The sequence below is a fragment of the Microbulbifer sp. ALW1 genome, from assembly GCF_009903625.1.
In the GTDB taxonomy this organism is placed as follows: domain Bacteria; phylum Pseudomonadota; class Gammaproteobacteria; order Pseudomonadales; family Cellvibrionaceae; genus Microbulbifer.
In genome coordinates this window covers 4,632,238-4,657,994 of the sequence record NZ_CP047569.1, presented here as the reverse complement: position 1 = coordinate 4,657,994, position 25,757 = coordinate 4,632,238, and the positions used below count along the sequence as shown (strand labels likewise).

The window sequence follows — 25,757 nt, the reverse complement described above, 5'->3', positions numbered from 1 at the left end:
TCCTCACACCACTCTTACTTCGCGGAACATGCCGGGCATGTGGTACAGCAGGTGGCAGTGGTAAGCCCAGCGGCCGTAGGCATCGGCGGTCACCAGATAGCTGATCTTGGAGCCCGGTTGCACAATGATCGTGTGCTTGCGCGGGATGTACTCGCTGTCGCCGGTTTCCAGTTCACTCCACATGCCGTGCAGGTGAATGGGGTGCGTCATCATGGTGTCGTTCACCAGGGTGATGCGGATACGCTCGCCGTATTTCAGCATCAGGGGCTCGGCATCGTTGAACTTGATTCCGTCCATCGACCACATGTAGCGGTGCATATTGCCGGTGAGATGCAGTTGCAGTTCACGGGTGGGCTCGCGCCTGTCGATAGTGGGGGTAAGGTTGCGGATATCCGCATAGGTAAGTACCCGGCGACCGTAACGGGTGTCGTGATCGCGCAGGCCGATACCGGGATCATTCAGTCCGTTGCCGGGCATCTCTGAGCGCATATCCACGCCGTAGCGGTATTCGCTGGGCAGGTGCACGATGGGGCTGTTGCTACCGTGTCCGGCGCGGACCAGGCCATCGGTAAACCAGACGCCCTGCATGCCGCCGAGTTCGGGGCGTCCACCGTGCAGGCTGTACTGCCCGGCGTTACCGGATTGCATGCCGGCGTGCTGGGAGTGATCCATGCCGCTCATGCTGCTCATATCGTGGCCGCTGTGGTCCATGCCACCCATGCTACCCATGTCGTGGCCGCTGTGGTCCATGCCACCCATGCTGCCCATGTCGTGGCCGCTGTGATCCATGCCACCCATGCTGCCCATGTCGTGGCCGCTGTGGTCCATGCCACCCATGTTGCCCATGTCGTGGTCGCTGTGGTCCATGCCACCCATGTTGCCCATGTCGTGGTCGCTGTGGTCCATGCCGCTCATACCGCCCATATTGTGGCCGGAATGATCCATGCCCATATCGCGGTGAGTGAGGACCGGGGCGTAATCCATCGCAGGGACTTCGGCGCGCAGCTCCGGGTGCGGTGTCAGGGTGCCGCGGGCAAAACCGCTGCGGTCGATGGTCTGGGCGAAGAGGGTATAGGCGCGGTCGTCCACCGGCTCAACCACGACGTCGTAAGTTTCCGCTACGCCGATGCGGAACTCATCCACGGTAACCGGCTCGATGTTCTGGCCGTCGCTCGCCACCACCGTCATCTTCAGTCCCGGAATCCGGATATCGAAAATCGACATGGCGGAGCCATTGATAAAGCGCAGGCGCACCTTCTCTCCCCGTTTGAACTGCGCCATCCAGTTGCCATCCGGGGTCTGGCCGTTCATCAGATAGGTGTAGGTGTAACCGGTGACGTCGGAGATATCGCGATCGGACATGCGCATCTCGTTCCACATCTTGCGGTCCTGCCAGGTCTGGGCGACGCCTTTCTGACGGATTTCATCCCACAGATCGCCGGCGGTGCGACGCCGGCGATTGTAGTAGTGCCCCTCTTTTTTGAGCTTGGCGTAAATGTCGTGGGGCGATTCGTCGCTCCAGTCGGAGAGAATCACCACGTAATCGCGATCGCAGGCCACCGGATCGGGCTCTGCCGGGTCGATGACGATGGAACCGTAGTGCCCCTGTTGCTCCTGGAAGTCCGAGTGGCTGTGGTACCAGTAGGTGCCGCTCTGGTTCAACTCAAACTGATAAGTAAAGGTTTCGCCGGGGCGGATGCCGTTGAAGCTGAGCCCGGGTACACCGTCCATACCCGTGGGCAGAATGATGCCGTGCCAGTGGATGGAGGTGTCGTGGGCCAGATGGTTAGTGACATTTAGGGTGACGGTTTCACCTTCTTTCCAGCGCAATATGGGGCCTGGCACCGAGCCGTTGGTGGCGACTGCGGTGCGTTCGCGGCCGGTGAAATTCACCGGCTGATAATTCACGTGCAGATCAAACTGGTTGCCGCGCAATGTCTGTGGCGTTGGATTGGCTCGGGGGACAGCACTGTTGGCACCCGCGGGCATGCCCAGCAACGCGGCGCCGGCGGCAACACCAGTGACAAAGCGTCGCCGGGACAGGGCCGGCAGTGCAATCTGGGGTTCTCGGGTTCTGTTCATGAGTACCTCAGTGTTGTTGTTCAAAATGATCGATGCTCGCGTATACCGTGGTGCTGCCATCTTTATTGAGCTGCAGCACCTTGTAGGGGGTGAAACGGTCGCCCACTTCCATACCGGGGCTGCCCAGCGGCATGGCGGGTACGGCAAGGCCACGGGCACCCGCAGGTGGATTTTGCAGGAACTGGCGAATCAGTTTTGCCGGGATATGCCCTTCGAAAACATAGCCGTTCGGCGACACGCTGGTGTGGCAGGATTGGAATTCCGCGGCAATCTGGTACTTGTCCTTGACGGCATTCAGGTCCGAAACATTCTGCGCGTTGACTTCGAAACCGTTGTCCGCGGCGTGCTCCACCCACAATTTGCAGCAGCCGCAAGTGGCGCTTTTATAGGTGGTCAGTGTTGAAGTAATGGCCGCGGAGGTCACATCGGCGCTGTCTTCACTCACGTCATGATCGTGATCGGCTTTGGCACAGGCGGTCAGGGCGAGCAGTGCGGAAATGGCGAGGCTGCGCAGAAAAATATTCTGTTTCATAAATTGGTTTCAACCTTGTGTTGGAAACGGTGCTGTTTTTGTAAAGGTGCTGTGGCCCGATTTAGAAAGTGGAATCGCGGGCGACAGGAAAACGTATGCGGCGACGAAGCGGACAGCGCTGGTGTCGCGGCAATTTGTGTGAGGGAAAAGCACGCCAGTGGGCGCGCGGGGATCCCCGGGTCAGGCAGACCTGGGTGGTTTGATCAGGGATTCGGGCTCGGCAGACGAGGCGAGATCCCGGTAGGTCACTTGCAGGGCAGTGCGAGGCATGGGGATACCCCCGGTCTCCACCGGCGGCAACACCGTTGCGCAGTGGCTGGGGCAACAACTGCAGCTCGCATTGCAAGGCTCGCCAGAGGCGTTCATACCGGTAGCGGAGGACTGTGCACAGTGATCAGCGCTGGTGGCCGACGGCGCTGCGGGCATGTCTCCACAATGCGCGGATGGCTGCGGGTTATCCACTGGCGCGTGGTGAGCCGCTTCGCTACTCATGTCCATCGTAGCGGCTGACATTTCCGCGCACGGCTGTGCGGCCGCCTGTCCGAAGACAGACAGCAACATAAGCGTTGCCATGATCCGTGCGATAAATCTTTGCATGTCAGCCGGTTTTTGATTGAAGCCCGAAGTTAGGGGTTGCTAGTCACTATGGCAAGTGGACAGCGGCGCGCACCGAAAGGTTTCCGGTGCGCGCCGTTTTTCCGCTCAATTGCCGAAATCATCAAATGCGATTTGCTCTTCGCGCACGCCGAGTCGCTTCAGCATGGCGATACTTGCGCGCAGCATGGCGGGCGGTCCACACAGATAAAATTCGCAATTGCCGATGTCCGCATGCTGGCGCAAGTAAATGTCCGCGGCGATATCGCTGATAAAGCCGGTCGCACCCTCCCAGGCATCTTGCGGACGCGGGTCCGACAGGCCCAGCTGCCACTGGAAGTTGTCGTGCTGCTGCGCCAGTTCATCGAACAGTTCCGTATAAAACACCTCGCGCAGATTGCGTGCGCCGTACCAGAAACGCATTGGCCGCTGTGTGCCGCGATTGCGTAACTGGTCGACAATCATCGAGCGCAGTGGCGCCATACCGGCACCGCCGCCGATCAGGATGATCTCGCGCTCGCTGTCCTGCACATGGAAGCTGCCGAATGGGCCGCTCAGCTGGACCTGGTCGCCCGGCTGCAGATTGAACATATAGCTGGAGCCGGCGCCCGCGGGCAGGGCTTCCTTTCCGGCGGGGGGCGGCTGTATCCGCACGTTCAACAGGATGGAATCATCGCCGCTCGCATTGGTAGCTTCATGGGGCGCATTCGCCATGGAATAGGAGCGACGCAGTGGTGATGCATGGTTGCTACCGGCGGCGCCGAGCCAGGGCTGCCAGTCGTCGCTGTACTGAGAATCGAGCGGTGTATCGGCGAGGCGCAGCCGGTGCGGAGGAATCTCCACCTGCACAAATCCGCCTGCGCGGAAGCCGAACGGACGCTGGCCTCGGGGCGTCAACCGGATCTCCTTGATGAAGGGCGTCAGGAAGCGGGTATCCTGGACCTCGGCGGTGAAGGCACCGGCCTGCAGCACACTGTCATCCAGTGTCAGGCGGGTGGCGGCCACGGCGCGCTGCTGACAGGCGAGACGCTGGCCGGCGGCCAGTTGCGCCGCGGACAGCAGGGCTTTCTCGCTGCTGGTGATCGGCGCGTCGGCGTCGAGCTGCACCTGGCACAGGCCGCAGCTACCGCCGCCGCCACAGTTGGAGGGCAGTTGCACACCACTGGCGGCAAGGCCATCGAACAGGTTGACGCCACTCGGCAACGCCAGCTCCTGCACCGGGGTGGCTGCCTGATCGAGCAGCGTCACTGCCACCTTGCTGCGGCGCAACTTGGCGGCCAGATTGAAGTCGTGGCGGGAGAAGCTGGAAAACAGCATCACACAGCCGGAAATGGACAGCAGCAGGGCACCGATACCGAAAATCACCACGAACGGATTGTTGAAATCCTGGCGCTCGGTGTAGTCCATGATGTGCAGCATCCAGAAGATATCGAACAGCCGCCAGGTGTCGTTGCGGCGCTCGAGTACGCGGCCGTCCGCGGCGGAGATATACAGGCTGGTATTGCCTTCGTCCGCAATATCGACACGCCACATCGCCCCGTCGTGACGGCGGGATTCCATATTTGGCTGTGACAGGCGCCGCGGGCTGCCGATCAGGCTGTCGTCGCCGGCGTAATCACGCGCGGCGATTGCCATGGCCAGCACAGCGTCGATCACCAGCGGGTTGCCACTTTGCGCATCGCGCAGCTCGACCCCTTCACCGGTCTGTACCCGGTACACCGGGCGGTCAAAGCCCGGTTGCAGGCGGATATCCACCACGCTGCTACCGGCGTTTTGGTAAAGGCCGACAATCTCGCTATGGGGTACCAGCGATGTGCCGGCGGAGAGCGGCGCGGTCTCCTGGCGCTCGGCCAGATGGCGGCCGCTGACGATATTGGAATCCAGCAGAGCAAAGGCGAGGCCGCTGGCCAGCCACAGTGCCAGTTGCACGCCGATCACCAGGCTCAGCCATTTGTGCGCGATCTTGATGAAATTCATTGTGCACCTCCCGCCGCGGCCGCGGTGCCGGCTGCTTTTTCCCTGCGCGCAAAGCTGTAGAACAGCAGGATCAGGCCGGCGAGTACGCCGGTCAGGCTGACAAGGGTGACGATCAGCAGCAGCGGATTGTGGATATTTTCCCGCTCCTCGTAATCCATGATGTGCAGCATCCAGAAGAAATCGAACGCGCGCCAATAGTTGTGGCGGCGGGTGACGAGGGCGCCGGTATTCGGGCTGATATAGAGACTGGTGCCGTAGCGGTCGTCAAAATTGACCCGCCACAGGGGCAGTGCGCGGGACTGCAGCTCGGTGGGCGGATTGTCGGTAATCAGTTCGGCGGATGCCGCCGACAGGCTGCCGGAAAAGTAGTGCTCCGCCAGTGCGCGGGCGCGATCGCCATCGATGGGCGAGACTTCGCTGCCGCTGCGGGCGTCGACCAGGTGCGTGCCGTCCGCGGCCTGGATCACGTAGTAGGGGGACGCCTGCAGCGCTTTCAGCTGGATGGATTTCACCCCGCTATAGCGCTCGAGTAATACCTGGGTGGGCGCCAGGGTGCCCTGCTCCATCGGCAGCGGCTCGCGCAGGTTTTTGACCAGGTGATCGCCGTGGATAAAGTCCAGGTCCATCACCACCATGTAGACGCCGCTCAGAGTCCACAACAGGGCCTGGGCGCCGACAAACAGAAACAGCCACTTGTGGACCTTTCTGGAAAGGGATGCCGTTTGCATTGGTTTTATTCTCGGGTGTTTTCTCGGATACAGCTGGTGAGAAAATGCACAGCTGGCGGGAGTGTACCCCCCGCCGCTGTGAATGTCTCAGGGGACTCAGTCGAACCGGTAGGTCATACGCAGGTAGCTGCGCATGCCGGCCAGGTCGTAGGTCATGGTGTCGGTGTTGCCGTCGGTCCAGCTGGCGACCCGCGGTGCCTCCTGGTCGAACAGGTTGTCGATACCCACACTCATCCGCAGTGCGTCGTTCATGTCGTAGTTGAACTGCACGTTGTGGTAGAAGATGTTGGGCATGCTGGAGCCGATACCACTGTCCGCATTGAAGTCATCCCCCTCACCGATCATGCGTACCGAGTAGGTGCTGCTCCACTGGTTGCCGCGAGTAGTCAGTGACGCGTTCGCGCGCCAGTGCGGGAAGCCGCCGTTGCCGCTGCCGATAAAGCCGTCGAGCACGAACGGCTCGTCGCCATCAAACGCGGTGGTTTCATATTCCTTCAGGTAGGACGCCTTGAAGTCTGCAGTGTGCGACAGGCCAAACATGTCGAAGTCGTACAGGGCACCGAAGTCGATACCCTGCATCACCTCGTTACCGGTGTTGAACTTCTGTGTGGACAGGTAGTTCACGTCACCGTTGACCGGGTTGCGGGTGTGCTGATCCGGTGCGCAGAAGGCGTGGCTCAGGCCCGCAGACTCGTAACACATGGCCAGTTTGGTGGAACCGGATACCTCCCGGATGGCGTCATCGATCTCGATATCGAAGTAGTCCACGGTGAGCGACAGGCCGTCCAGTGGTTGCAGTACCACACCCAGGGTGAAGGTCTCTGCACTTTCCGGGGTGAGGTCGGGGTTGCCGCCACGGTCGGTGAGGATGGTGGTACCGAGCTGGGAGTAGTTCAGCGGTACACCGGCTGCCTGACAGTTCTGGTACAGGGTGCTGGACGGATCCAGGGAGGCATAGTCGGAACAGGGATCGGTGGTGGTGAGGTTGCCCTCGGACACGCCGCCGAACAGCTCCGGGATATTCGGCACACGGAAGGCGGTGGTCATGGTGCCGCGCACTTTCAGCATGTCATTTACTTGCCAGTTGAGGCCGGCCTTGTAGGTGTCCTCGCCCTCGAACAGGTCATAGTCGGAGTAGCGCACGGCCAGGTCCATATCCAGCGACTGCACCAGTGGCATGTCCGCCAGCAGTGGTACCAGTACCTCGGCGTAGACCTCGCGGGATTCGGTAGAACCGCTGATCGGATCTTCCTGGTTGCCCAGCGCGTAGCCCGCCTGAACCAGAGAGTCCGGCTGGCGCCAGCCGCTGTCTTCACGCCACTCGACGCCCGCGGCAAAGCCCAGGGTGCCCGCTGGCAATTCCATCAGCGAACCGTTGATGTTGGCACTTACGCTTTTTTGCTCGTTGCCGCCGGTGCCTTCCTGACTGAATACGATGTAGTCCAGTACTTCTCCGGTGACATCACCGTAACCCAGGTAGTCGCCACAGGGGATGCCGTTCATACCGCACAGGCTGGTATCCAGGGTTTCGCCCACGCGCTGCATGTTGATGTTGTTGGCGATGCCGTCGGTGGCCGTGTTGCGGCCCCAGTTCAGCGCCACGTCGTAGCCCCAGTTGTCGTTGATATCGCCCTCGATACCGGTGACCACGCGCCAGGTATCCACTTCCTGGTAGAAATCGCGCGCGCCGTTTTCCAGCAGGCGGCGACGCTCCAGCACGAAATCGCTACCGGTGGGGTTGGTGGGATGATCCGCGCTGTAGGCGATGTCGGCCAGGCTGCCGGGAGAGGCCGGCTGGCCGGACTGGCGGTTGGTGTACATCAGCTCGGTGAACAGGGTGGCGGATTCCGAGATCTCGTAGTTGCCGAGGGTGGTGAAGCTGAAGCGCTCGATCGGCTGCACCGCATTGAAGTAGGGGTTGTAGTTGAAGCCGTGCTTCAGCCCGTCGTAGCGCTCGTAGAAATTGCCGTCGCCATTCGGATCCTGGTTGAAGTTGATACGGGTGTTTTCGGTCAGCACGGTGCCGTCGGCCAGCACTGCGCCCGCGGGCAGGGTGGCGCGGCCGCCAATGGTGGAGGAGCTACCGCTGCACTCGCTGTCGTCATTCAGGGGACAGGGGACGCGGGCGTCCAGTGGTGAGGCCTGGTTGTCCTGGTAGCTCATGTTCACCATCAGGTTGCCGCGGTCGCCGGACACGCCCCAGGTCAGGTCGAGTACGGTTTCCTCGCCGTCACCCAGTGCGGTCTGGCCGTATTTGCCCTCGATTTCCAGTCCGTCGAATTCTTTCTTGGTGATCAGGTTGACCACGCCGGCCACGGCGTCTGCGCCGTAGGTGGCCGAGGCGCCGTCTTTCAGCACCTCAATGCTGGAAACCAGGGACATCGGGATCATCGACAGGTCAACGCTACTGTTGGCGCCGGTACCGCCATTTACCACGCGGCGGCCGTTGACCATCACCAGGGTGCGGTTGGTGCCGAGGCCGCGCAGGTTGATCTGGGCGGTGCCGTAACCGTTGGAGGTCCAGTAGGCGTTGGTCTGGTTGCCGCCGAAGCCCGCTGCGGACGGCAGTGATTGCAGCAGCACTTCCAGGGAGCTGGAGCCGCTGGCTTCAATGGAGGCTTCATCGAGTACGGTGACCGGGCCCACGCCTTCAATATCGGCGCGCTTGATGCGGGTGCCGGTGACGTTTACTTCTTCAATTTGTTTTTGCGCGGTTTCGCCCGCTTGCTGGGCAGAAGCCATGGGGGAGAAACCCGCGGCCACCGTGGCGAGGGCGATAAACAGCGGGGTTCTGGTCAGTCTGAAGCTTGTTGCATTCATGTTGTTGTCCTTCTCTGGGAGACTTTTCGTTATCGTCGCGTCCGCTGCTGCGATGCACTATTTGGCTCGAGGTGTCGCGGAGGCTGATGGAAATAGTGTCGACAGACGGGAGTACGCGGTGGCGCGGAAATTTGGCGCTCTTGCGGATGACCCGGGCACATTTATGCCGGGCGCACTGATCCCGTGTCAGAGAAGAATGGGTGGACGCAACTGGGCTTCAGGGAGGGGGGAGGCGTGTGAGTTGGAGTAGAAGGCGCTGTAGGAGGCCAGGGGGCTGAGTTGGCTGGCGTGCTCGGTAACGGTGATGACGCTGGCACAGTGTCCGGGGCAGCAGCTGCAGGCCTGCTCACAGCTTTGTGCGGATGTCTTATCCGCTGAGTCCACTGTGGTGCCCGAACCCTGATGGCAGTGGTGGGCATTGGCGTTTGCGTCGCAGTGGTTGGGCATCGCCGAGGCCATCTGGTGGTGGCCGCCACTTTCGTTACTGTCGCTACCTTCGCCACTTCCCCCGTTGATGGAACCGCAGGGCGCTGCAAATGCCTGACCGTTGAGGGTCAGAGCGAGCAGTAGCAACAGCATGCGGTACAGGGGAGTTTGCATCGACTCAGAGATTTTTACTTATTTTTAACTGAATAGGCGCCGAGCATATGTCGATTTGCTTGTATGTACAAGTTGGCCTGGCGCAATCCTCCGACTACTGGATTCGGTCTAATCCGTGGAAAATGCCGTAAGTGTAAGAAAGGTTTTACCACTCTCGGTCATCCGTGAAAGGTTTCTCCTAACCCTGGCGATCAATTTGGGCGCAAACCGGTTTTTTGATCAAAAAGCGGATGGGGCAGGCGTTTCCGTCACCAGTGTGCCCCGTATTAACCGAGCCCTCTGTGGATACTTTCCGGCGATAGCTCCCCCAATGCCGGATCGCGCCCGGCTAGTGCCAGGTGCAGGTGGTTGCCGTCGCGCAGAGGGTGCATGGAGTAGTTGAATTGCCACGGGGCACCGGCATCGTCGATGGCCGCATCCAGCGCAATACCCTGTCCCAAATGGAAGCCGGCCAGATTTATTCGCCCCAGACCCTCTGAAATCCCGGTACCGCGGGCCTTGAAGAAGGCCTCCTTCATGGTCCACAAGCGGTAGAAGTGCACCGGCAACAGCTCCGGTGGCGAGGCTTCCAGCAGGGCACACTCCTCCTGATGGAAGTAGTGGTGGGCAATGCGCAGAAAGTCCCGCGGCTTGAGTGGCTGCTCGATATCAATACCGATATCGGATTCGCAGGAAACCCCCAGTGCGATCCACCGGCCGCTGTGACTGAGGCTGAAGTGCAGTTCCGGAGCCGACACCAGTGCCGGCTTGCCGGTGTCACTTACGACAAACGCTAGAGACTCGGGAGCGCAGTTACTGATTCTTCCCAGGACATTGCGCAGCAATCCGCGGCTCAATAGAAACCCGTGGCGAGCTTCGGCACCGGCATAGCGCAATTGGCGGGCACGCTCCTCGTCTGACAGCAGGTCGGTCATCGCCCTGGCTGCATCACTGTCGGGGGCAATATCGTCGCGATTGAGAATCCAAACGGCAGGTAAGGTCATAGGGTTTCGTCTTATGCAACTGCTTGCACGGGGCCACTCGCGCAAGTCGGGACTCAGTGACGTGTAATGAGTCCAGCGGTAAAAAGAATTTCAGGGCTGTTGTTGAGTAATGCTAAGCCTTGCCGGCGCATGCCGCCAGTTTCTGCTCTGCCAGCTTTTGTAGTTTGCGGCACTATTTGCTAATTTCACGGTCAGTTCAACTATCTGGAAAAGTAAGTGGGACCCGTGTCTCGAGTGTGTGACAGCAGGGCTCCGGTAGATTAGCAATGTTGAAGTTCCGTCCCGTGAAACTGATTGGCTTTGTGCTGAGTATGCTGCTGGTATTCCAGTCGGCACTCGCCTGCTATGACGGTCATGGTGAGCTGCAAGCAACTGCGGAGCATCTGCCTGCAGGACACCAGGATGCCGCTGATGGCACTCCTCACCTGGATCACCCACAACACAATGGGCATTCGTCACAGGAACTGCAACTGAGCCAGGAAGAATTTCCGCAGTTGATGCAGTTGGAGCCCGCACAGCACGACAATCCTGATATCGCCCAGAACTGCAATCACTGTTGTCACTGTCACAGTTCTATTTCCCTCTGTTTGCCTATCAGTTTTTATTCTCCCGCGCTCGGCTTTGGACACCAGTGGTTCGCTGCCGCAGACGCCGGTTTGCCGCACGGTTTTATTTCTACGCTGTATCGCCCTCCCATCGCCTGAGTTTTTAAACGGTTACGCGGTTGCATGAGCGGCCGTGAACATGGATTTAATAACTTGGGAAATTCTTATGACGTTATCTGCTGCGCTCATTCGTGGGCGCGCAATGGTTCGCGTGCGCCTGTGCCTATTGGCCTGTGCACTGCTCGCCGGGACCGGGGTGGCCGCAAACACAGGCCCTCAGGTACCGGCTCCCCTGCTGACACTGGATGAAGCGGTTGCCCGCACCATGGCACAGCACCCTTCACTGGCAGTCTTCGATTTTCGCCAGCGCCTACTGGATGGCCGTGCCGTCAGTGCCAGCCTGCGCCCCGCGCTCAGCCTGGACGCAGAGCTGGAAAACATTGCCGGCAGCAATGGCATGGACGATACCGAGCTGACGGTGGCGCTCTCTTCCGTGGTGGAGCTGGGTGGCAAGCGCGCGGCGCGGGGTGAAGTAATCAATGCGGAGCGGCTACTGCTGGATGCTGATCGTCAGGTGCAGGCGATGGACTTATTGGGGGAAGTGCTGCGTCGCTACGTGCGTGTCCTCTCCGCTACCGAAGCCGCCGCACTTGCAGACGCCTCAGTGCGTCTCGCACAGGATGCCGTAACCGGCGTGGAAGACCGCGTGGCTGCAGGTGCCGCCCCGCAGATGGAGCTGCTGCGTGCCCGGGCCGCTCTGGCAAGGTCGCAGCTGGCTCAGCAGCGGCGTCTACAGCAATTGAGCGCGGAAAGGGTTGCGCTAGCGGCCATGTGGGGCGATACCGCGGCACGCTTTTCGGTGACCGGCGGTTACCTGTACCGACCCGGACCGGCGGGAAATTTCGAGGAGTATTTCACGCGCGCACAGCAAAACCCGCTGATGAGTCGCTTTGTTAGTGAATCCCGACTGCAGGCAGCGCAATTACGAATGGCCCGCAGTGAAGCCCGCGCGGATTTGGGGTGGGCTCTGGGGGTGCGCGACAGTCGGGAAACGGACAGCCGCTCGCTGGTCGCGGGCGTGAGTATTCCACTGTGGAGTGGTGAACGTGCCCGCGGCGATATTCAGTCCGCGCAAGCGCAACTCGACGGTGTTGCCCTTCGCCAGCGAGCGGCGTCCCTGAATCTACATACCCAGCTATACCGCGCCTTCAATCGTCGTGCCCAGAGTATCGCCGCCATGCATCGGTTACAGGCGGAAATTATCCCTGCACTGAGTGGCGCACTGGAGGAGAGCGAGCGCTATTACCTGGCCGGGCGTTATGGCTATCAGGAGTGGGTGTCGGCTCGTGAAGAATTACTGGATGCGCGCCGCGCACTGATTGAAGAGGCGACCGCCGCACTATTGGCGGGTGCAGAAATCGAGCAGCTAACAGCCGCCCCTCTCGTGTCGACTTCGCCGGAAAGCCCGGCGCCGTTGTTGGAAAAATAATTCTGGAAGTGCAATGACTATTAAAACCCTTTACGGAAACCCACCGCGGTTTAACACGCGCACCTTTTTGCTGGTCGCGCTGCTGCTCATCGGCTGCTCTGCGTTTGCGGATGACGGCGATCACCACGAAGAGGACGCTCGCTTCATTGAACTGTCGCCTCAGGCGCTGAAAAACATAACTTTCAGTACCGAAGTCGCTGGTGCCGGTGAGGTAGACCGGCAACTGATCCTCTACGGACAACTATTGCCAGAACCGACCGCCGTGAGTCATATCCGTGCGCGTTACCCGGGCGTGGTATCCCAGGTGAATGTTCATATTGGCGATGAGGTCAAAAAAGATCAGCGGCTTGCCAGCATTCACTCCAACGAAAGTATGCGTGAATACCCGTTGCGCGCGCCCTTCGCCGGTATGGTCATTGCCAAACATGCAGGCCCGGGAGAATTTGTCAGCGATCAGGTGTTGTTTGAAGTGGCAGATTACTCACAGCTGTGGGCGGAGTTGCAGGTTTTTCCCGCGCGTATCGCCAGTGTGCGACTCGGGCAGTCGGTTGAAATTCTCTCCGGGGAGGCGTCCTTCAGCGGTAAGTTGCGCAGTGTGGTGCCCGCGGGAAAAGGGCTTCCTTTTGCACGTGCGCGGGTGTTGATAAATAACGCCGATCGCCGCTGGACACCCGGGGTTTTTGTGGAGGGGCATGTTCAGTTTGCCCGCAAAAACGTGGCCATCGCGGTGGATAATCGCGCACTGCAGGACCTGGACGGCAACACGGTGGTGTTTGTGCAGGCCGGACCCGGTCGTTTTGAGGCGAAAATCGTGCGACTCGGGGAGCGCGGCAGCGCCTTCAGTGAGGTGCTTTCAGGGCTCAAACCCGGGCAGTGGTATGCGGTGGAAAACAGCTACCTGCTGAAGGCAGAGCTGGAAAAATCCGCTGCCGGCCATGGCCATTGAGGGAGAAAAATTATGATTGAATCCCTGTTGCGCTTTTCCATCGAACGCCGGTTTTTGATGCTGGGCTTTGCCCTGATGATTGTTGCATTGGGACTGTGGAGTTATCCACGGCTGCCCATTGATGCAGTGCCGGATATCACCAATGTACAGGTGCAGATCAATACCGAGGCGCCCGGCTATGCACCACTGGAGGCGGAACAGCGGGTGACCTTTCCGGTGGAGACCGCACTGGCGGGACTGCCTGGCTTGGCATACACCCGCAGCATTTCCCGCTACGGACTTTCGCAGGTGACGGTAGTGTTTCGCGAGGGCACCGATCTGCATTTTGCGCGCAACCTTGTCGCCAACCGACTGCTTTCTCTGGCAGGCGACTTGCCGCCCGGGTTGACGCCGCAGATGGGGCCCATTGCCACCGGACTCGGTGAAATTTTTATGTATACCGTCACGGCCGAAGAATCAGCCCGGCAACCAGATGGAACACCCTACGACATTACCGCGCTGAGAGAGATCCAGGATTGGATCATCAAGCCGCAGTTAGCTCTGGTCCCGGGGGTGACGGAGGTCAACACCATTGGCGGCTACCGCAAGCAGTTTCATGTAACCCCCGATCCGCGCAAGCTGTTGAGTTTTGGCGTCACTATGGACGACCTGCGCAACGCCCTGGTGCGTGACAACCGCAACCGGGGTGCGGGCTTTGTCGAGCGTGGTGGTCGGCAGATACTGGTGCGTTCGCCGGGGCAATTGCGGACTCTGGCAGAAATCGAAAGCGTGGTCGTCAAGATGCCGGAAGGTGTGAACGCGGCTACGCCCGTAACCATCGGCGATGTGGCGAGCGTTGCCATCGGCCGGGAACTGCGCACCGGTGCCGCTACGGAAAACGGCCGCGAAGCGGTGCTGGGTACTGCGATGATGTTGGTGGGGGAAAACTCCCGTGCCGTTGCTCTGGCGCTTTCGAAGGCGCTGGAAAACATTCAGGCATCACTGCCGCCGGGTGTACGCGCAGAAGCGGTGTACGACCGCACGACGCTCGTCGACAAGGCGATTGCTACCGTGCAGAAAAACCTGCTGGAAGGTGCGCTGCTGGTGATCGCGGTATTGTTCATCATGCTCGGTAATTTCCGCGCAGCACTGATCACCGCGGCAGTGATTCCGCTGGCGATGCTTGCCACCCTGAGTGGCATGCGCGCGAGCGGTGTATCCGCCAACCTGATGAGCCTGGGGGCGCTGGACTTCGGCTTGATTGTCGATGGTGCGGTCATCATTGTGGAAAACGCGGTTCGGCGCCTCTCCCAGGAATGCCAGCGTCACGGCGGCGCACTCCCGCTGCGGCAGCGGTTGCATACGGTGTTTACCGCGGCCAACGAAGTCATACGCCCCAGCCTGTTCGGTGTGTTGATTATTACCCTGGTGTATATCCCGCTGTTTTCCCTTACCGGTGTTGAGGGGAAGATGTTTCATCCGATGGCGGCAACCGTGGTGATGGCACTGCTGGCGGCCATGGTCCTCTGCTTTACCCTGGTGCCCGCGGCGGTGGCGATTTTCCTGCGCGGCGAAATCTGCGAGCGTGAAAACGCCGCAGTGCGTGGGCTGAAAAAAATATACCGCCCGTTGCTCAGTGCCGCGCTGGCGATGCGATGGCTGGTTCTCGGCTTGGCTCTGGTATTGATGCTGTTTTGCACGTGGCTTGCGACAACGCTGGGTTCGGAATTCGTGCCGGAATTGAACGAAGGCGATGTCGCCATGCACGCGTTGCGCGTGCCGGGTACCGGGCTCGAACAGTCCGTTGCCATGCAGAGACAGTTGGAAACGGTACTGCTGCAACAGCCGGAAGTCGCGCGGGTGTTCTCCAAAATTGGCACTGCCGAAGTGGCCACCGACCCCATGCCGCCCAATGTGGCAGATACTTTTTTGATGCTCAAGCCTCGGGTGGAATGGCCCGACCCCGGTGTGACGCAAGACGCGCTGATAGAGCGTCTGCAGCAGGTCGCAGCGGAGGTACCGGGTAATAACTACGAGTTTACCCAGCCAATCCAGATGCGTTTCAACGAGCTGATCTCCGGTGTGCGCGCCGACCTCGCGATCAAGTTGTTTGGTGACGACCTGGAGCAGTTGCACCGATCCGCGCAACAGATTCTTGCCGTGGTCGACAAGGTGCCCGGCGCGGCGGACGCGCGGCTTGAGCAGGTGGACAACTTGCCGGTTCTGTCACTGAAACCGAAGCGGGTGCCACTGGCGCAGTACGGGCTGGATGTGCAGACACTGCAAGATCTGGTGGCAACCGCCATCGGCGGTGAGCAGTTAGGCTTGATCTACGATGGTGACCGCCGCTTTGAATTGGTGTTGCGATTGCCGGAAAACCAGCGGCGGGATATCGAGCGTTTTGCCTCTCTGCCTGTGCCGCTCGTCAATGGTGGATTCGTGCCGTTGGAGGAGGTCGCCGATATTCAGTGGCTTTCGGCACCAGGCCAGGTGAGTCGTGAAAATGGAAAGCGTCGTATTGTGGTCTCCGCGAACGTGCGCGGGCGCGACCTGGGTTCATTTGTCGATGAGGTACGTCAGTCGGTGCCGGACTCAGTAACGCTGCCGCCGGGGTACTGGCTGGACTACGGCGGCACATTTGAGCAGTTGCAATCGGCCAGCGCGCGCTTGCAACTCGTGGTGCCTCTGACGCTGCTGATGATTCTGTTACTTCTGTTGATGGCCTTTGGTTCGCTCAGGGATGCGTTGATTATTTTTACCGGGGTACCTCTGGCGCTGACCGGTGGCGTTCTAGCCCTGTGGTTGCGGGATATACCGCTGTCGATATCTGCGGGGGTTGGGTTTATTGCGCTCTCGGGGGTGGCAGTACTGAACGGTCTGGTGATGCTGTCGTTTATCCGCGAGCGTTGGCGGGAGAGTGGTGAGCTGTATACCTCCATTGTGGATGGAGCTATGTTGCGGCTACGGCCGGTGTTGATGACGGCGTTGGTGGCGAGTCTCGGATTTGTACCCATGGCGTTGAATACGGGCACTGGCGCTGAGGTACAGCGGCCACTAGCTACGGTAGTGATTGGGGGGATTATTTCCTCTACGTTGCTGACCTTGGTGGTATTGCCGGTGTTGTATCAGTGGGTACACGGGCGTATTCGTGAATTTTCCCCATTGGCTGTGGAAGGGTAGAATCTTCGCCTTTCCGGGGTGACTTGCCCGATGGCGGCACCGCCACAGAACTAGAAAAGAACCGATACCACCGCACCAGAAACTGAGAGAAACACCTTGGCCAAAAAATCCAAAACCGCATTTGTTTGCAATGAATGCGGAGCCGACTACAGCAAATGGGCAGGCCAGTGCGGTGCCTGTGGGGCCTGGAACAGTCTGAGTGAAGTGCGGCTGGGGCCGGCGCATACGGACAGCCGCTCCGCCAACTTTACCGATGCCCAGGCGGGCTATGCGGGCGCTGCCGGACAGGGCAGGGTGCAGAAGCTTTCCGAGATCGACCTCAGCGAGCTGCCGCGTATCCCCACCAATGCCAGCGAGCTGGATCGGGTGCTGGGCGGCGGGTTGGTGCCCGGGTCGGTGGTGTTGATTGGCGGGCACCCCGGTGCCGGCAAGTCCACCGTGCTGTTACAGACCCTGTGTCACCTCTCGCAGACCCTGCCGGCACTGTACGTGACCGGTGAGGAATCCCTGCAGCAAGTGGCGATGCGCGCCAAACGCCTGGGGTTGCCGGCGGACCACCTGCAGATGCTGTCCGAGACCAATGTCGAGCAGATCTGCCTCACCGCCGGTGAAGTAAAACCCAAGGTGATGGTGGTGGACTCCATCCAGGTCATGCACATGGCCGAGGTGCAGTCCGCACCGGGCTCGGTAGCGCAGGTGCGCGAGAGTGCCGCCTACCTCACCCGCTTTGCCAAACAGACCGGCACCGCGCTGATTCTGGTGGGGCACGTGACCAAAGACGGCTCCCTTGCCGGCCCCAAAGTACTGGAGCACATCATCGACTGCTCCATCATGCTCGAGGGCACCCACGACTCCCGCTTCCGCACCTTGCGCGCGCACAAAAACCGCTTTGGCGCGGTGAACGAGCTGGGGGTGTTTGCGATGACCGAGCAGGGCCTGAAAGAAGTCTCCAATCCCTCGGCGATTTTCCTGCAGCGCGCTGACGAGATTGCTGCCGGCTCGGTGGTGACTTCGGTGTGGGAAGGCACGCGACCGCTACTGGTGGAGCTGCAGGCACTGGTGGATGACAGCAGCCTCGGTAATCCGCGTCGGGTCGCGGTGGGGCTGGATCAGAATCGATTGAATATGTTGCTTGCGGTACTGCATCGCCACGGCGGCGTGCTGGTCGGCGACCAGGACGTGTTTATCAATGTGGTCGGCGGTGTAAAGGTTGTAGAAACCAGTGCAGACCTGACCCTGCTGATCGCCGTGGTATCCAGCTTTCGCAACCGCCCGTTGCCGCGGGACATGATGGTGTTCGGGGAAGTGGGCCTGGCCGGCGAAATCCGGCCGGTGCCTTCCGGGCAAGAGCGCTTGCGTGAAGCGGCCAAACACGGGTTTCGCAAGGCCATAGTACCGGCGAGTAATCGTCTGAAAAACGATATCGATGGGATGGAAGTGATTGCGGTCAAGACCCTGGCCGAGGCGCTCAACGCCATCGAAATGAGCTGAGCGCGGGCGGCCGGTTTTTTTGATCAGGCGACCTGATTACGTGCGAACTGGTGCATGGCCAGGTACCCAAGGCCAATTGCCAGGGGAAGTGCGGCAATCGCCAGGATGGCCGCAAAGGCCTGGTTGCTGGGGTCAGGGATGCAGTAGCCGAACAGGGCCATCCCCGCGGCAACGGCAAGCCAGACAATGCCCCTGCGCACGTCTTTCAGCGGGTGCGGCTTGTTGTTGGTGCCCATCTGGTCAATCAGTTCCGGTGACAGCGGCATGCCTTTCTCCAGGGCAATGCGGACGGTTTCCTGTATCGCCAGCGACTGTTTGTTGCGGAAGTGCAGTACCATCCACAGCGACATGCCGACCAGCAGAAAAAAACCAAAAGGAACCAGCAGCGCCAGGGTGTCCTCGTTCATGTTGTACTCCTGGGAGTGTTATTAAGGATTGATTAAGGGTTCATTGTTACTGCCAGTAGGATGCAGCGACAAGGTGTTTTGGATGCAGCGGACGGGATCTTACTCAATGTGGATCGGGTATAGAGCAAAGCATCCTGGCATCCGCGGGAGGTCAGCCAAGGAAAAATGAATCAAGGGAAAATGAATAAAGACAGTGAAATGGAAGTCGAACGCCGGCCATCGATCGCGATATTGGTAGTGGTACTCGCAGTGACGCTGCTGCCGGCACTGGTGCCTGCGCCGGTTTTTGCGCAGGCCAGAATTGCCTCTCTCAATCTGTGCATGGATCAGATCCTGTTGCAGTGGGTGGATCCAGAGAAAATAGTTTCGGTGACCTGGCTTTCGGGAGAAAAGCACTATCGGCGCGCGCCGCTGCCAGAACACCTGTATCTGAACCGGGCACAGGCGGAAGAGCTGCTGCCGCTGAAGCCCGATCTGGTGCTAACCGGGCAGTACGGCGCCCAGCGGGCATCGCAGCGTCTGGAGCAGCTGGGCTTTCGCGTTGTTCGAATCCCGGATGCCTACAACCTGGCACAGCTGCAGCAGCAGCTGGTGTCCCTGCAGCAGGCGCTGGGAGACTTGCCGGGGTTACAGCAGGAGCAGGGAAAGCTGCATGCCCTCCTGGCGCAGGTGCCTGAAGCCGGTAACAGCAATCCCGGTGCCCTGATTCTCTCGGCGAATAACATCACCTACGGCGACGGCATGTTAGAGCACGAATTGCTGACCCGGGCGGGATTTACCAACCTGGCGGCGCAACAGGGGATACAGCAACTGGGGCGTGTTAGCCTGGAGCAGGTCATCGATGCAGAGCCCGAATTACTGGTTTTCTACGGGGGGGAGCAGGACTTCGCCATTGCCCACCTGGCGGAACGCCACCCGGTGTTGCGGGACTATATCGAGGCGGGCAGGGTGTACCGCTTGCCGCAGGAGCTGGGATTCTGCCCGGCGCTGGCAGTAGTGGATGTACTGCAGCAGCTGATGGATAAGAGAAAAGAAATTGTTGGGCAACCCTAAATTCATATTGAGCCTTCTGGCATGCGCGCTGCCCCTGGCCTTGTTGGCGGCGCTCTCGAGCGGTCCGGTAGCCATTGACCTGCCAGCGGCGATCACCAGTGGCTGGCACAGCGAAAGCAGCGATGCGGTTATCTTCTGGCAGTTGCGCCTGCCGCGGGCAATGCTCGCGATTGTGGTGGGCGCAGCGCTTGGCTTGGGCGGCGCTGCGATGCAGGGGATGTTGCGCAATCCTCTGGCGGAACCCGCGCTCCTAGGCGTCAGCAGCGGTGCGGCACTGGCGGCGATTCTGGTGCTCTACTATGGCGCCGCGGTGAGCGGATATCTGCTGCCGGTACTGGCCATTATGGGGGCGCTGCTGGCCGTGGGCAGTGTCTGGTTACTGGCCGGGCATGGCGCCAGCGCCAGTCGCCTGGTTCTGGCGGGGGTGGCCATTAATGCCTTTCTGTCGGCGCTGATGGCGTTGGCCCTGAATTACGCCCCGAGCATGTTTGCCATGCAGGAAATCGTGTTCTGGCTACTGGGTTCGCTGGCCAACCGGGGTTGGGATCAGGTTTTACTGGCTTTGCCATTTATCGCCCTCGGTGCGCTATTTCTGTTTTTTTCCCGCAACTACCTGCGCGCGCTTTCTCTCGGTGAGGCCAGTGCTGTATCCCTGGGATTCGCGGGCCGCCGCTACCCTCTGCTGGTGCTGTTCGGTATTGCCTTTGCCGTGGGCGCCTCGGTGGCGGTGGCCGGAACCATCGGATTTATCGGTTTAGTTGTGCCGCATCTGATGCGACCCATGGTGGGCCAGGACCCGGGGCGCTTGTTGTGGGCCAGTGCCCTTGCCGGCGCGCTGCTGTTGTTACTGGCGGATGTGCTGGTGCTGAATACGGTGGGTACCCAGGAGTTGCGCATCGGCGCCGTTACCGCGTTTATCGGAGCGCCCTTCTTTTTCTGGCTGATTGTCCGTAGCCGGCAGGGGGTAAATCTGTGAGCGTCGACGTTCCGCAAATTTTGCGTTGTCGCAACCTGGGGCTCAGTCGCCATCACCGGCAGGTGCTGGCAGACATCGACTGTGTCTTTAGTCCGGGTGAACTGACGGCGGTCATCGGCCCCAATGGCGCCGGTAAAAGCAGCCTGCTGGGTTGCCTTGCTGGCGTTCTGCCAAACACCGCAGGGCAGCTCTCGCTCAATGAGCGCCCCTGTTTGACTATTCCCCGTGCCGAGCGCGCAAGGCTCTCTGCCTTTTTGCCACAGCAGGAAAGCCCCGCCTGGAGCATGTCCGCTGAGGATCTGGTTGCACTGGGGCTGCTGCCCTGGGGGCAAAGCGTCAAGCATTCCCAGCGCCAAACCCGGGTGGCCGCAGCACTGCAACAGGTCGATGCCCTGGAACTTGCCCGGCGCCCGGTAACACAACTTTCCGGCGGTGAGTTGCGTCGGGTGCAGCTGGCGCGATTACTGGTGGGGGATGCCCCCCTGCTGATTGCCGATGAACCCGGTGCGGCACTGGATATCCGACACCAGCTGCAGTTGATGGCGACATTTCGCCAGCAGGCGGACGCCGGCAAGACCGTCATTCTCGCGATACACGACCTGGGTCTTGCCGCCCGTTACTGCGATCGGATCCTGTTGCTGGAAGGTGGCCGACTGCGTGCCCAGGGCCCCGCAGAAGAAGTGCTGACCCAATCGCTGGTGGCAGAGGTTTACGGCGTGGATAGCGAGCTGCGCCGACGGGGTGGCCGTGTGGAGTTTGTCGCGGGTGACCTGATTTAACCCAAGGGTCGCCTTATACTCCTGGTTTATTTCGTCCTCTCTGTCCTGTCTTCTCTTATCCCGCCCTATCTAGGCCCCCTCTCGATGTCTCCTATCTATGGTCTTGCGCCGCATTCCGCTATAATCGCCCGCGCTTCAGGTGCCCAGCAGTCCTACCGCCACAAGCGGTGAATTTGGTTGGGTTAAACGGGAAGTCCGGTGAACCCCTATATAAAGGCTTAGGTTTTAATCCGGCGCTGCCCCCGCAACGGTGATTCTTTTTCCCTTAACGGATAGAAAAGATAAGCCCGATACCGGCCTTGAGTGACTCTTAGACGATAAAGCGGAGGGCTTTGTCTGGGCTTGTTTCGGCGCGCGGGGTTTCTCCTGGATTACCTCGTTGCCAGTCACTTTTCTCGCCCTTGTATTCCCCTCCCTCAATCGACCATTTTTCTGATTGGGGCTTTCCATGCATAAAACTATTCTCGCCGGCGCTGTCGCGCTGGTCGCGCAATCTGCTCTTGCGGACGAGCGCAATCTTCAAAACAGTATCGACAACAACCTTGATAACCTCGAGCAAGTCACGGTAACGGCCAGCCGGGTGGAAGTGCCCAAGGCGCAGACTGCGGTATCCGTATCGGTTTTGACCGCGGCGGATATCGAAAAGCTCGGTTACAGCACCTTGCTGGACGTGGTGAAAACCCTGCCGGGTATTTCCGTGGCCAACAACGGTGGTCTCGGCAAAGTCAGCAATATCTATGTACGCGGCGAAGCCGGTTCCCGCACCCTGGTGCTGGTGGACGGGGTTAATGTGGCCGATCCTACCAATACCCAGGTTACTGCTCAGTTCCAGCATCTGCTGGCTAGTGATGTGGAGCGCATCGAAGTGCTGCGCGGCCCTCAGGGCATGATGTACGGCGCCGGTGCCGGCGGCGTGATCAACATCATCACCAAACGCGCACGTCAGCCTTTGGAATTGCAGCTCAGTGGTGAAAGCGGCCGCTACAGCACCGACCGCGCTCAGGCAGCCCTGCGTGGCGAACTGAACGGCTGGAGCTATGGCCTCAACCTGAGCCAGCTGAACAGCGACGGATTCAATGCGCGGGAAAGTGATACCAGCGGCGAGCGCGATGGCTACGATAACCAGACCGTCAGCGCCAAGTTGGGATACACCTTCAGCGAAAATTTTTCTGTGGATGGACAGTTCCGCGAGACCGATGCGGAAACAGAATTCGATAATTGTTTCGCGCTGACCGATCCCTCCGACTGCCTGGATATTTATACCCAGACTACTTATCAGCTGGGCGCAGACCTGAAAACCGGTGTCGCTGCCCACCGCCTGTCCGTATCCCGCCAGGAATTGGAACGCGATAGCCTGGCTGAAGGTTTCAGCAGCTATGCGGTGGATGGATCCATCAAAGAAGTGAACTACGGCGGCAACAGCGCCCTGGCCGGCGGCGCCCTGTCCTGGGGCGCGGATCTCGATCAGCAGGAATTCCAGTCCGACTTCGATGGCCAGTCGATTGACCTGCTGGGCATTTACGGCGAGTGGCGCTCGGACCTGGCGGACAAGCTGTTCTATTCCGTGGGCTTCCGTCGCGATCGCCTGGAAGAAGAGAACAATAACAGCTGGCGGGTTTCCGCTGCACTGCCGCAACTGCTTGGTGAGAATCAGCAGATCAAGTACCGCGCCAGCGCCAGCACCGGCTTCCGCGCGCCCAGCCCCTATGAAGTTTCTACCAACGTCGTCAGCGGCGTGGACGCCGTAGGCCCGGAAACCAGTCGCGGTTACGAATTGGGGGTGGAATACGCCTATGCCGATTTACTCGTACTGGAACTGGTGGCCTTCCAGCAAACAGTGACCGATGCCATTGTGTATGTGAATGGCCTGGGCTCTGGCTGGGGTGCCTACGCGCAGGATGACGGCGAGAGCGATTCCGACGGCGTTGAACTGGCACTTTCCGGTGATCTCGGCGAAGCGGGCCGCTGGTACGCCAATGGGACCTGGCTCGACAGCAAAGACAGCGCAGGCGAACAGCGCTTGAACGTGGCACAGGCTGTTTATAACCTGGGTGCCAGCTACCGCTTCTGGGGTGACCGCCTGACCCTGGCTGGGAACTGGCAGCGGGCGGACGACCGCCTGAGTCCCAACCCCGCCTGGGGTGGTGCACCGCTGGCGCAGGACGCCTATAACAAGCTGGACCTCAACGCGATTTACCGCTTCAACCAGCAGTTGGCGCTGACACTGCGCGGTGAAAACCTGCTGGATGAAAATTATCGCGAAGTGGCCGGATTCAATACCGCCGGCGCTGCGGTTCACGCGGGCGTACAGTTCTCCCTGTAACCAGCCGCTGTTACAAAAAACAAGAAACGGGCCCTCGCGGCCCGTTTCTTGTTTGTGTGCGAACTTTGTTACCCTTTCATCATTCACTCACCCCATAAGAGTTGTTCCCATGACCGATGACAACAAGCAACAGCGCCACAAGAAACGCATGCAGGCACGCAAGGAAATTGTCGATGCCGGCGTATCCCGGGCACTGGGCGAGCGCGGTATCGTGATTGTCTACACCGGCGACGGCAAAGGCAAAACTACCGCGGCGGTCGGTACCGTTACCCGCGCACTGGGCTATGGCTACAAATTGGTGGTGGGGCAATTTATCAAGGGTGTGTGGGAGTGCGGTGAAAAAAACCTGTTGAGTCAGCTGCCCGCAGATCAATATCCGTTGCAATGGCACGAGATGGGAACCGACTTCACCTGGGAGACCCAGGACTTTGAGGCAGACAAGGCCGCGGCACTGGCACTGTGGAGCAAACTAAAAGTGGCGCTCGCGGATGACAGTGTATATCTGGTCGTTATGGACGAGCTGACCTATGCGCTGAATTACAAATGGCTGGATAAGGCGGAAGTTCTGGAAGCTATTCAGAGCCGCCCGGCTGAGCAGAGCGTGATTATTACCGGTCGCGGCGCCAAGCAGTATTTAATGGATATTGCGGACACTGTTACCGAGATGAAGTCGCACAAGCATGCATTTGAGAATGGCGTTTCTGCGCGGAAGGGGGTGGAGTGGTGATTACTCGCCCCATACTCCCGACTTGCTAAGAATAACTAGCAGTATCAGAAGGGTTCCGGAAGAGGCGAAAGACCAGAAAAAAATACAGCCAAGTACTTTGTCGAATTTATTTGTGTATTGATGAACAATATCCGATCTGGCATTTAGCGAAGCCAAAGGGCTACGCTCCATCCGCTTGCTCCAAGACCTTGGGATGGCCAGGGCCTGGGCAACGTTCAAAATATCCCACCCGCTCGCAAATTCGATACCAAGGTGGTCTCGAGTTTCAGGCTTTTTCCTGAGCTTTCTTACGGTTAGCTGCCCGAACGCAACAAAAAGAACGCACGCGAACAGCATGTCAACGAAGGCAATCATAAAAAAATCGAGTTCACTGATCATGTGATTAAAGCGCCTTCATAACCTTGTCGTAAATCGCTCCAGAGTTTTTGTGTACCTGATTATTCACCAGCACGGAAGCGGTGGCTGCGGTGCCAGCTACGATCAGTCCGGTCACAATTAGAGCCGTCCAGCCAAGAGGTGTGGCTGCTAGCAAAAATGTCACGCCAGCTTGGGCGATGAGTGCACCGGTTGTCGCACTGGCAGCAAAGCTACTTGATTCGATAAACAGATCACGTTCCCAATTTCCGCCGGCCTGGTAGCTGTTATGCACTTTTCCTGCTCTTGATCCAAAGTCGATTACGGCCAGCCCGTTGCCGAGCAATTTTGTATATTGACTGAATTTGACCAGTTTATGCGCCTCAATCTCACTTGAAAACTGTAATTTGGCCGCGTTGCGACTGCTTCGTGCAATATTGGTGCCGCGTTCGGCGCTGGTGAGCGGCGTACCCCGTCGGGAGCGAATGTGACTGGTGACATTGTTCAGTTCCGCATTGAACGTCCTCTGCATCCGCAGAAATGCCGCATGTGCTTGCTGTTTGAGCTGGCCATGGTTACTAGCGCCACTCAATTTCGCACCCCGGTAGTTAAGCAAGGCTACCTGGTACTCTTTCACTGACTTGGCGAAGCCATTCATGCGCTCACCGTAAACACTGGTGGAGGCGCCGGTCAGTGCAATGTTGTAGTCCTTCAGCTGTTCCATCATCGCGGCAATAGCGAGGGTATTGTCTTCACCAAAGGTGAGGGAGAGGTCGGTAACCGGACGGGCGATCTGTGAGGGCGCGAGCAGCGCCTGGATGCGTTTTCCCTGTGCATTGTTGTGGCCATTCAACAGGTAAGGCGTATTGGCCTGCGCGAATTTCGGGGTCGGGCAGTGAAGTGCGGAGAGTTGCTGCAAGTTCAAATTGCAGGCTTGCTGGATATCAGGGGAAGTCAGCTCCCGACTGCAGAGGAGAAGAGTGCTCATTTTCAGGTCCTTTTGAAAATGCGGATATTTTTTGTGGTCGAGAAATACTAAAGGATCTGAATGGGAATTACAGAATTATTAGAGGAATGGACGTACCAGTTTTAGCTAACAAAAAAACGCCTGAAAACAGGCGTTTTTTGCAAG

The 25,757-nt window shown here is 59.4% G+C and carries 21 protein-coding genes and 1 riboswitch; of the genes, 10 read left to right on the top strand and 11 right to left on the bottom strand.

Annotation, left to right across the window (positions count from 1 at the left end):
- Nucleotides 1-3 precede the first annotated feature (3 nt).
- From GRX76_RS19015 to GRX76_RS18980, 8 genes are all read right to left on the bottom strand, one after another.
- The gene (locus GRX76_RS19015) at nucleotides 4-2,082 is read right to left on the bottom strand and encodes a copper resistance system multicopper oxidase (protein ID WP_160154727.1); all 2,079 of its coding nucleotides are present in this window, start codon (nucleotides 2,080-2,082) and stop codon (nucleotides 4-6) included.
- A gap of 7 nt (nucleotides 2,083-2,089) precedes the next feature.
- Nucleotides 2,090-2,614 carry a DUF411 domain-containing protein gene (locus tag GRX76_RS19010; protein ID WP_160154726.1) on the bottom strand — a complete coding sequence of 175 codons (525 nt, stop codon included), beginning with the start codon at nucleotides 2,612-2,614 and terminating at the stop codon, nucleotides 2,090-2,092.
- A 180-nt stretch (nucleotides 2,615-2,794) separates the two neighbouring features.
- Nucleotides 2,795-3,175: a hypothetical protein gene (locus GRX76_RS19005; RefSeq protein WP_160154725.1), complete on the bottom strand. Its 381-nt coding sequence runs from the start codon at nucleotides 3,173-3,175 to the stop codon at nucleotides 2,795-2,797.
- Nucleotides 3,176-3,316: 141 nt separating this feature from the next.
- Entirely contained in the window at nucleotides 3,317-5,185 is a 1,869-nt protein-coding gene (gene nqrF, locus GRX76_RS19000) for an NADH:ubiquinone reductase (Na(+)-transporting) subunit F (protein ID WP_160154724.1), read from the bottom strand.
- A complete protein-coding gene (locus GRX76_RS18995) occupies nucleotides 5,182-5,913 on the bottom strand; it encodes a hypothetical protein (protein WP_160154723.1) in 732 nt (243 codons plus the stop codon). Before GRX76_RS18995 ends, nqrF begins: the two co-directional genes overlap by 4 nt.
- Nucleotides 5,914-6,009: 96 nt before the next feature.
- A complete protein-coding gene (locus GRX76_RS18990; protein WP_160154722.1) occupies nucleotides 6,010-8,733 on the bottom strand; it encodes a TonB-dependent receptor domain-containing protein in 2,724 nt (907 codons plus the stop codon).
- Nucleotides 8,734-8,919: 186 nt separating this feature from the next.
- The gene (locus GRX76_RS18985) at nucleotides 8,920-9,333 is read right to left on the bottom strand and encodes a hypothetical protein (RefSeq protein WP_160154721.1); all 414 of its coding nucleotides are present in this window, start codon (nucleotides 9,331-9,333) and stop codon (nucleotides 8,920-8,922) included.
- Nucleotides 9,334-9,599: 266 nt separating this feature from the next.
- A complete protein-coding gene (locus GRX76_RS18980; protein WP_160154720.1) occupies nucleotides 9,600-10,316 on the bottom strand; it encodes a 4'-phosphopantetheinyl transferase superfamily protein in 717 nt (238 codons plus the stop codon).
- Nucleotides 10,317-10,582: 266 nt separating this feature from the next.
- On the opposite strand from GRX76_RS18980, the gene GRX76_RS18975 reads away from it, so the two are divergent.
- The 5 genes from GRX76_RS18975 to radA all read left to right on the top strand — a co-directional run bounded on the left by GRX76_RS18975 (nucleotide 10,583) and on the right by radA (nucleotide 18,006).
- Nucleotides 10,583-11,020: a hypothetical protein gene (locus GRX76_RS18975; protein ID WP_160154719.1), complete on the top strand. Its 438-nt coding sequence runs from the start codon at nucleotides 10,583-10,585 to the stop codon at nucleotides 11,018-11,020.
- A 67-nt stretch (nucleotides 11,021-11,087) separates the two neighbouring features.
- The gene (locus GRX76_RS18970) at nucleotides 11,088-12,410 is read left to right on the top strand and encodes a TolC family protein (RefSeq protein WP_236250475.1); all 1,323 of its coding nucleotides are present in this window, start codon (nucleotides 11,088-11,090) and stop codon (nucleotides 12,408-12,410) included.
- Nucleotides 12,411-12,423: 13 nt separating this feature from the next.
- Complete coding sequence (locus tag GRX76_RS18965; RefSeq protein ID WP_160154718.1) at nucleotides 12,424-13,356, top strand: efflux RND transporter periplasmic adaptor subunit; 933 nt, start codon at nucleotides 12,424-12,426, stop codon at nucleotides 13,354-13,356.
- A 12-nt stretch (nucleotides 13,357-13,368) separates the two neighbouring features.
- A complete protein-coding gene (locus GRX76_RS18960) occupies nucleotides 13,369-16,515 on the top strand; it encodes an efflux RND transporter permease subunit (protein WP_160154717.1) in 3,147 nt (1,048 codons plus the stop codon).
- A gap of 96 nt (nucleotides 16,516-16,611) precedes the next feature.
- Nucleotides 16,612-18,006, top strand: coding sequence for a DNA repair protein RadA (gene radA, locus GRX76_RS18955; RefSeq protein WP_160154716.1), 1,395 nt, complete (start codon nucleotides 16,612-16,614; stop codon nucleotides 18,004-18,006).
- 23 nt (nucleotides 18,007-18,029) lie between these two features.
- Here radA and GRX76_RS18950 read toward each other — a convergent pair whose 3' ends face one another.
- Nucleotides 18,030-18,413 carry a DUF6249 domain-containing protein gene (locus GRX76_RS18950; protein ID WP_160154715.1) on the bottom strand — a complete coding sequence of 128 codons (384 nt, stop codon included), beginning with the start codon at nucleotides 18,411-18,413 and terminating at the stop codon, nucleotides 18,030-18,032.
- A 165-nt stretch (nucleotides 18,414-18,578) separates the two neighbouring features.
- On the opposite strand from GRX76_RS18950, the gene GRX76_RS18945 reads away from it, so the two are divergent.
- The 5 genes from GRX76_RS18945 (at nucleotide 18,579) to cobO (ending at nucleotide 24,271) form a co-directional block, all read left to right on the top strand.
- Nucleotides 18,579-19,466: an ABC transporter substrate-binding protein gene (locus tag GRX76_RS18945; RefSeq protein WP_160154714.1), complete on the top strand. Its 888-nt coding sequence runs from the start codon at nucleotides 18,579-18,581 to the stop codon at nucleotides 19,464-19,466.
- 7 nt (nucleotides 19,467-19,473) lie between these two features.
- Nucleotides 19,474-20,442 (top strand): iron ABC transporter permease, encoded by a 969-nt coding sequence (locus tag GRX76_RS18940; RefSeq protein ID WP_160154713.1) that lies wholly within the window; start codon nucleotides 19,474-19,476, stop codon nucleotides 20,440-20,442.
- Complete coding sequence (locus tag GRX76_RS18935; RefSeq protein ID WP_160154712.1) at nucleotides 20,439-21,221, top strand: ABC transporter ATP-binding protein; 783 nt, start codon at nucleotides 20,439-20,441, stop codon at nucleotides 21,219-21,221. The genes GRX76_RS18940 and GRX76_RS18935 overlap by 4 nt, the downstream gene beginning before the upstream one ends.
- Nucleotides 21,222-21,341: 120 nt before the next feature.
- A riboswitch (cobalamin riboswitch) is annotated at nucleotides 21,342-21,538 on the top strand.
- Between the two features lie 131 nt (nucleotides 21,539-21,669).
- Nucleotides 21,670-23,544 carry a TonB-dependent siderophore receptor gene (locus GRX76_RS18930; RefSeq protein ID WP_160154711.1) on the top strand — a complete coding sequence of 625 codons (1,875 nt, stop codon included), beginning with the start codon at nucleotides 21,670-21,672 and terminating at the stop codon, nucleotides 23,542-23,544.
- Nucleotides 23,545-23,653: 109 nt separating this feature from the next.
- Entirely contained in the window at nucleotides 23,654-24,271 is a 618-nt protein-coding gene (gene cobO / locus GRX76_RS18925) for a cob(I)yrinic acid a,c-diamide adenosyltransferase (RefSeq protein WP_160154710.1), read from the top strand.
- Here the strand turns inward: cobO and GRX76_RS18920 are convergent, their stop codons facing one another.
- Nucleotides 24,272-24,649 carry a hypothetical protein gene (locus GRX76_RS18920; protein ID WP_160154709.1) on the bottom strand — a complete coding sequence of 126 codons (378 nt, stop codon included), beginning with the start codon at nucleotides 24,647-24,649 and terminating at the stop codon, nucleotides 24,272-24,274.
- Nucleotides 24,650-24,653: 4 nt separating this feature from the next.
- Nucleotides 24,654-25,544 (bottom strand): hypothetical protein, encoded by an 891-nt coding sequence (locus GRX76_RS18915; protein ID WP_201276865.1) that lies wholly within the window; start codon nucleotides 25,542-25,544, stop codon nucleotides 24,654-24,656.
- Nucleotides 25,545-25,757 lie beyond the last annotated feature (213 nt).

Excerpts from the sequence above, each read along its gene's own strand:
- GRX76_RS19015 (WP_160154727.1), bottom strand. The coding sequence starts at position 2,082 with ATGAACAGAACCCGAGAACCCCAGATTGCACTGCCGGCCCTGTCCCGG.
- GRX76_RS19010 (WP_160154726.1), bottom strand. The coding sequence starts at position 2,614 with ATGAAACAGAATATTTTTCTGCGCAGCCTCGCCATTTCCGCACTGCTC.
- GRX76_RS19005 (WP_160154725.1), bottom strand. The coding sequence starts at position 3,175 with ATGTTGCTGTCTGTCTTCGGACAGGCGGCCGCACAGCCGTGCGCGGAA.
- nqrF (WP_160154724.1), bottom strand. The coding sequence starts at position 5,185 with ATGAATTTCATCAAGATCGCGCACAAATGGCTGAGCCTGGTGATCGGC.
- GRX76_RS18995 (WP_160154723.1), bottom strand. The coding sequence starts at position 5,913 with ATGCAAACGGCATCCCTTTCCAGAAAGGTCCACAAGTGGCTGTTTCTG.
- GRX76_RS18990 (WP_160154722.1), bottom strand. The coding sequence starts at position 8,733 with ATGAATGCAACAAGCTTCAGACTGACCAGAACCCCGCTGTTTATCGCC.
- GRX76_RS18985 (WP_160154721.1), bottom strand. The coding sequence starts at position 9,333 with ATGCAAACTCCCCTGTACCGCATGCTGTTGCTACTGCTCGCTCTGACC.
- GRX76_RS18980 (WP_160154720.1), bottom strand. The coding sequence starts at position 10,316 with ATGACCTTACCTGCCGTTTGGATTCTCAATCGCGACGATATTGCCCCC.
- GRX76_RS18975 (WP_160154719.1), top strand. The coding sequence starts at position 10,583 with ATGTTGAAGTTCCGTCCCGTGAAACTGATTGGCTTTGTGCTGAGTATG.
- GRX76_RS18970 (WP_236250475.1), top strand. The coding sequence starts at position 11,088 with ATGACGTTATCTGCTGCGCTCATTCGTGGGCGCGCAATGGTTCGCGTG.
- GRX76_RS18965 (WP_160154718.1), top strand. The coding sequence starts at position 12,424 with ATGACTATTAAAACCCTTTACGGAAACCCACCGCGGTTTAACACGCGC.
- GRX76_RS18960 (WP_160154717.1), top strand. The coding sequence starts at position 13,369 with ATGATTGAATCCCTGTTGCGCTTTTCCATCGAACGCCGGTTTTTGATG.
- GRX76_RS18950 (WP_160154715.1), bottom strand. The coding sequence starts at position 18,413 with ATGAACGAGGACACCCTGGCGCTGCTGGTTCCTTTTGGTTTTTTTCTG.
- GRX76_RS18945 (WP_160154714.1), top strand. The coding sequence starts at position 18,579 with ATGAATCAAGGGAAAATGAATAAAGACAGTGAAATGGAAGTCGAACGC.
- GRX76_RS18930 (WP_160154711.1), top strand. The coding sequence starts at position 21,670 with ATGCATAAAACTATTCTCGCCGGCGCTGTCGCGCTGGTCGCGCAATCT.
- cobO (WP_160154710.1), top strand. The coding sequence starts at position 23,654 with ATGACCGATGACAACAAGCAACAGCGCCACAAGAAACGCATGCAGGCA.
- GRX76_RS18920 (WP_160154709.1), bottom strand. The coding sequence starts at position 24,649 with ATGATCAGTGAACTCGATTTTTTTATGATTGCCTTCGTTGACATGCTG.